The sequence below is a fragment of the Bradyrhizobium hipponense genome, from assembly GCF_008123965.1.
In the GTDB taxonomy this organism is placed as follows: Bacteria; Pseudomonadota; Alphaproteobacteria; order Rhizobiales; family Xanthobacteraceae; genus Bradyrhizobium; species Bradyrhizobium hipponense.
The window spans coordinates 21,537-27,536 of sequence record NZ_VSTH01000166.1; the positions used below are offsets into that span (position 1 = coordinate 21,537).

General features: G+C 59.2%; 5 protein-coding genes and 2 pseudogenes. 2 read left to right on the top strand and 5 right to left on the bottom strand.

The genetic code is table 11. The features are described 5' to 3' along the window. Window positions 1-252: 252 nt before the first annotated feature. A pseudogene (locus FXV83_RS37000) lies at window positions 253-1,263 on the bottom strand (diaminopropionate ammonia-lyase); the annotation flags it as partial. Between the two features lie 284 nt (window positions 1,264-1,547). Here FXV83_RS37000 and FXV83_RS45555 point away from each other — a divergent pair. Beyond that, window positions 1,548-1,793 (top strand): DUF6894 family protein, encoded by a 246-nt coding sequence (locus FXV83_RS45555; protein ID WP_430648975.1) that lies wholly within the window; start codon window positions 1,548-1,550, stop codon window positions 1,791-1,793. A gap of 1,321 nt (window positions 1,794-3,114) precedes the next feature. After that, the gene (locus FXV83_RS37005) at window positions 3,115-3,384 is read left to right on the top strand and encodes a DUF3551 domain-containing protein (RefSeq protein WP_187436423.1); all 270 of its coding nucleotides are present in this window, start codon (window positions 3,115-3,117) and stop codon (window positions 3,382-3,384) included. A gap of 7 nt (window positions 3,385-3,391) precedes the next feature. Here FXV83_RS37005 and FXV83_RS37010 read toward each other — a convergent pair whose 3' ends face one another. From FXV83_RS37010 to FXV83_RS43625, 4 genes and pseudogenes are all read right to left on the bottom strand, one after another. Further along, window positions 3,392-3,607, bottom strand: a complete 216-nt coding sequence (locus FXV83_RS37010) for a hypothetical protein (RefSeq protein ID WP_148744610.1) — start codon at window positions 3,605-3,607, stop codon at window positions 3,392-3,394. A 260-nt stretch (window positions 3,608-3,867) separates the two neighbouring features. Further along, on the bottom strand, window positions 3,868-4,113 hold the full coding sequence (locus FXV83_RS37015) for a hypothetical protein (protein ID WP_235940513.1): 246 nt from the start codon (window positions 4,111-4,113) through the stop codon (window positions 3,868-3,870). A gap of 204 nt (window positions 4,114-4,317) precedes the next feature. Next, window positions 4,318-5,627 (bottom strand): annotated as a pseudogene (locus FXV83_RS37020) (LLM class flavin-dependent oxidoreductase). 125 nt (window positions 5,628-5,752) lie between these two features. After that, a partial coding sequence (locus FXV83_RS43625; protein WP_210250784.1) for a hypothetical protein occupies window positions 5,753-6,000 on the bottom strand: 248 nt, incomplete at its 5' end.

Sequence of the window (6,000 nt, forward strand, 5' to 3'; positions counted from 1 at the left end):
GACGTCACCAGAACATCAGCGCCAGCCTGCGCATAGGCTGCGGCATTGCCGGCGTTGATGCCACCGGCGGCTGCTTTGAGTCCAGCCGACAAGTCGGAGAGCACCGGCGCATGCCAGACCCCTCTTTCTGAGTGAGCCATCCGCGTGCCCAGCTCGAAGGGACGCGCGGGGGGGGGCGGCCTCTGCGCGGCGATGAGCCTTCTGTAAGAGCCGAACGCTGGCCAGTCTCCCAGGGCGTACGGATGGGACGACTTACAAAAGGCCCCACGAGCTCGCCCCATCCGTTGTCCTGTTCTTGACCGGTTTAATATGCTTCGCGGTCACTTCCGCTGGCGTCGCACCCACGATCTGTTCGTACAGGACAGGAACAGTCGCGCCCTCGGTGTTGATCAGGACGACCCGTGCATTGGATCCAAGACCAATCTTACCACGCAAGGTCGGGTCGGAAGCAGCCTTCAGTAAGGCTGCGAGGCCGACACCACCACTTTCGCCTGCAACGACAGCGGGATCGCCATGCTTCGGATTTGCCAGACGTTTCATCCCGCTGATTGCGTCCTCGTCGTCGACAGCCATAAAAGCATCCGCTGTGCGCGAAAGGAAGCGCCAAGCGACGAGCGGAGGCTCGTAGCATTCGAGCATCGCCATCACGGTTGATTGCCCATGATCTACCTTGACAGGATGCCCGGCCCGCGCGCTTTCGAGGAGGCATGCTGCCCGCGAGGGATCGACAACTGTGAAGCACGGGCGGTCGTCGCCCAACAAAGCCGATAGATGTCCAGCAACGGCTGCGGCGATCCCACCGACGCCTGCCTGGATGAAGACGTGTGTCGGCGGCTCCGGCAACTGGCGTAGTGCTTCGCTCACAAGTGCGGCCTATCCCTGCATTACAAAGCGCGGGATCCGCTCGTAGTCAGGCCAGGACGTGTCAGACACTGTGATCCAACCTTCTTGAGCCGCAACTCGCGATGCTTGGACGACGGAATCGTCATAGTTGCCGTCGACGCGGATCATCTGCGCGCCAAAGCGGGCGATGGCGGCGATGCGCTCGTTGCTCAGGCCTGAATGAACGAAGGTGGCGCATTTTGCACCAACGAGCTGGGCGCCTTGAGCAGTTGATCTGCCATGGTTGCCATCCGTGGCGCAAGAGACCGTCATACCTCTTGCCACGGAATTCACTTCAGGTGTGTGCAGCTCGGACACGTCAACATCGCGACTGAGCTGCCGAGTTGTTTCCTCGAGCACCAGACGGATCACAGCGTAGGAAAGCGCTCGCACCGGCCTTGCAGATCCAAATGCTGCGCAATTATCGGACGATCGGTGTGGTGAAATCCGTCGAAAGGAGCGCTCGAACGCGGAATTTACGCGTCAACGCGGAACGCGTTGCATTTATCAATATCGACATCTCGTTACTGTACAGTATCGAACGCAACACACGAGCCGATTGTTGCGTAGTCCCAATTGGCGGTGCTCGCTGCCTCCTTCCTAGGCTGGTATACGTCTGCGAAAATCCACTCACCAAATAGGTTTCTGTTCAATTGGAGTTCGCCTTGGGACGATTCTACTTTCACCTACGCGCCGGCGACGAGATTACGCTCGATGAGGAAGGAACAGAGCTACCAGATTTATCTGCGGCTGAGGGTGAGGCCGTATTAGCCGCGCGCGAGCTTCTAGCCGAAGCGATCAAGAGCGGTACGCCACACGTATCGGAGGTTTTGGTCATCGCAGATGAAGTGGGGCGACCGCTCGGTACCGTACCCCTCGCAACCGTTCTGCCGAGGCTCCTAAAGAAGTAGGGCGCCTCAGTTGGCGGTCTGAGCATCATCCCGACAGTATTGCCGGTCCCGACGATCCTTATTGCAGATTTATCGGCTTGCCATACGGCAGCGCCGCTATCCAAACGGCTGGATGATGGTCCGACCAACAGCAGCGTCACTCGAGCGAGCGCTGGATCGCGCGCAAGGCTATTTCTTCAGGCGAACGCCCCTTTCAATCTCCGATTCGTAATGGCCCGTTTCGCATCTAGGTGCCTCCGCACGACACGTGGAAGCAGATCTTCCTTTTAAGGTCGCACGATCAGCCTTGTATCTTGTCTATCCGCCCGGCATTCCCGCGGACACGACTGCGCAATCAACGACGTTTAGGCGTCTCGCACCCTTAAGGGGCGCCGGATTAGCCAGGGCTGAAGATCAAATAGAGCAGGATCACGGCCACGACGACTGTCCAGCCGATCGACGTGGCGAGAGCCCATACTTGCGTCGGCATCGGACGGCCTCTCCCGATGAAGCTAGCGAAGAGACCGCTGGCGCTGGACCTCTTGGACCCGCCTCAAAGCGTTTTCGAGATGAAAGCCCTTACCCACGGTCCACCATAATCAAACGCCGGACTCGCCACCCTGTGAAGTCAAAAACGACTCGAAGGCCAATGGAACAATTGTGACGTCGCGAGCGCGACACACCTAACAGGCTAGGCCACCACCGCTGGAGAGTTCCTCCTCGAGGCGCAAGCCAACCAATTTGGCATAGAAATGAGTGACAGTGCTGGCGCACAAGCTGGCGGCTGAATTGTGGGCCATTTCACAATGCTGATATTTGAAGTGAGCTAGATAAGGGTTCGCCAAGGGCCAAATATCGATTTGCCGGGCAGCAGATGGAACGCAAGCTATCATCATTGGAGCGGCAGGCTGCCGACGCTCTCCGTCGTGCAAGAAGGTTACCTATTGGCGCGGACCGCAACGACTTACGGCAACTTGCCCGGGGGCTTCTTTGGCTGCACCGCAATGGCATGGATGCGTTGATGAACGAACGTAGTGGCAATTGGTCAGAAAAGCCGGGGCTAACTGCCGCAGCGCAATGACAGGATGTACCAAACGCCGACATGAGACCGTCGGCTTGAAATGATTGAGGTCCCAACTGACGCGCGCTTGCGAAGCCGCAATTGGGATGGTCAAATTGAAAATGAAAAGCGCGAGCGCCGCCGAGTTTTATCCGTTCCCAAGCGATCAAGCCCACGTCACGCGTGATACGTAGTTTTGTGAGCGAGAACGTGAATTGACTTGGATCAATATTGCCTACTGCTTAGGTGCACTGGCGTTGTATCGACTTCGAGGAGGTTCCAATGCGCACCGTGGCTTTGACTATTCTGATGACGGGTATGGTTTTGGCAGCAGGGCAAGCCCCGGCTCAGACCTATGATTTTTCGCCTGCGCCTGCTGGGCAGGATAGCTACTGCTTGCAAGGGCGCATATGGGGCTATCCCGGCAATTGCCAATTCTCCAGCTACGCTCAATGCATGGCTACCGCGAGCGGTACTAACGCCTATTGCGGGGTCAATCCGCAGTATGCGTTCGCGCGCCAGCGGCGCGGCGCCTATCGGGACCGATACTGAGCGGCAGTCAAGCGATACCGCAGCACAGTGCTGTCGGCGCAACAGCGGATGAGCTCGCGAGGGATTCAGCGCAACCGCCAGATTGTGCTGTGCGATTGGCGCGCGTGCGAACGACGGCATCGATCTCCGCAAAGTCCGTGGTGAACCTGGGCTTGCCGAGCATCAACGCAGGGTCCTTGCGCCCATAACGGAACACTTGTTGGACGAGCTGCAGAACGTTCAATCCGCGTCTCGTTACACCGCCCCGGTCGAGCTCGGCGTCGTGTTCCCAAATGCCGTCCGGGTCGAAAAAAGATTATCGGCGTGAACTCGGCAGCCGTCTTGGCATACGAGTTCTCTTCCGCATCCTTGAACACCTCGCGGAGAGTGCCGCCACCGCCTTGCGCGTAAACGATACCGGCGCGCGATTGGTAATCAGCGCTTCTTCCCGGATGCTATTCTGGAATTATTTGGCATACGCGGTCGCAAGGGGAAGGCGCCGCATCAAGTAGCCGCGATCAAAGCTTGTAGGTCAAACGGGGCGAAGCGGCTGTCGAGGGACGGGCCTACAGCGTCATTACGCGCGCTTCCCGTCTTCTGCTGCATATAGGGCCGCAGCGCCGCGTTGACGGCGCTGATAGCCCTCGCTCTCGCGCTTGAAGACTCGAACACGTCCTCATCGACGCGAATGGAAATCGCCTTCTTCTTCGGTGGAATCACGAGCACGGCATCCGACCAATCGACGTCCATGAACTCCTGCCAGTCGGGATCATTCTTGATCGCCGCTTCGACCTCCTCGTCGGTCAGCGCATCAACACGCCTCCATTCAGTCTTGCCTTCCGGCGATCACCCCATTTTCGCCGCACGATCGATTGGATCAAACCATCTCTGCCACCTACTCGTGTCCGTACGTTTGTTTCGTGAAGAACCGACAGTTTGGAGAGTGTCGGCGACCTATGCAATCGCCCGAACCACATTGGAGAAGAGGCTCGCCGGCCGCCCCGGGCCGTAGTGATCGCGCAGCGTTGTACCCGTGTAGTCGTAACGGAACAGGCCGCGCTTGCGCAGAATGGGCACGACCTGCTCGGCGAAAATGTCGAATCCGCCGGGCAGCCAGGGCGGCATGACGTTGAAACCATCGGCTGCGCCGTTCTCGAACCAAGTCTGAATGTCGTTGGCGATCTTCTCGGGCGGTCCGGCAATCACCCAGGCCGCGGGCGCCGGCCAGGCGCTGCACGAGCTGACGAATCGTCGGCTTCTCGCGATCAACGATGTCGATCACCAGCTTGAAACGGCTGGCAACGTCGCGGGCGCCGTCGGTATCGATCAGATGACGAGGAAAGGGGCCATCGAGATCAAACCCGGAGAGGTCGAGACCGATCATCTGGCGGCAGCGAATACTCGGGCTGGATCAGCTCGTTGAACTCGTCCTGCAGCCGATCGGCCTCGATCTGCGTGCTCGCGATGAAAGGACTGATGCCGGACAGGATCTTGATCTGATCGGGGCTGCGGTCGAAGGCGCGCCTGATGCTTGATGTCGGCGTAGAATTCCTGGGCGCTCGCCAGTGTCTGACGCGCGGTGAAGATCGCCTCGGCAAAACGCGCCGCAAAGGCACGTCCGTCGTCGGAAGAGCCGGCCTGGACATAGACCGGTCGTCCCCGCGGCGTCCTTGAGATGTTGAGCGGCCCACGCACGCGGAAATGCTTTCCGATGTGATTAATCGCGTGGATCTTGCCGGTGTCGGCGAAAACCCCGGAGATCGGGTCGTTGACGAGCGCGTCGTCTTCCCAGCTGTCCCAAAGCCGCGTGATCGCGCCCGCTCGTAGCGTTCGTGATGCGGAGGATGCTCGGGCAAGCCAAAGTTCTGCGCGGCCTGCGGCGTGCTCGTTGTCACGATGTTCCAGCCGGCCCGGCCGCTACTGATGTGATCCAGCGAGGCGAACAGCCGCGCCAGGTTGTAGGGCTCGGTATAGGTGGTCGATGAGGTCGCGCCGATCCGCTGGGTGGCGGAGGCGATCGCGGTGAGCAGGGTGATCGGCTCGAGCCGAAACCGCTGGGCGTAGCGGACATTGTCCGCCAGCGCCGGGCCGTCGGCGAAGAAGACCGCGTCGAACTTGTGCGCTTCGGCGTGCTGCGCCAGCTCCTGGTAGTAGGTTATGTCGAGTATACGGTCGGCGGCTGACCTCCTGTGGCGCCAGGCAGCCTCGTGATGGCCGTCTGGATAGATGAAGAAGTTGAGGGAAAGCTGCCGTCGTTCGCTCATGTGTGAGATCCGCGTGCATTGGGAGCTGTAACAAGCGAGACTCTACGTCTGCAGTCACGCTGGTGTCGACGAAATGAATTTGTGTTGTTGAGTTGGATGCAAGCATGAAGCTCGCGAGCAGAGCGTCAATCAAAGGCGGGGGCAGTCGTCACGCCGAGAAACGGCGGCGGCTGTAACGATTTTATTGCGTCTCTGGACGAGAAAGTGCGCTGCGCCGCGTCAAATTGCGTTCCGCTTGCAGCCGGGCGGGCAGACATCCTTGCGAATCTTTCAGTGTCAGCATCGCTGGCGAAGCGTTCGTTGCCTGTCGCCGAAAACAAAGCTGGTTTTGTTTCATTGACTGACGATTGATCGCTCGTACCATTCAAGGCCT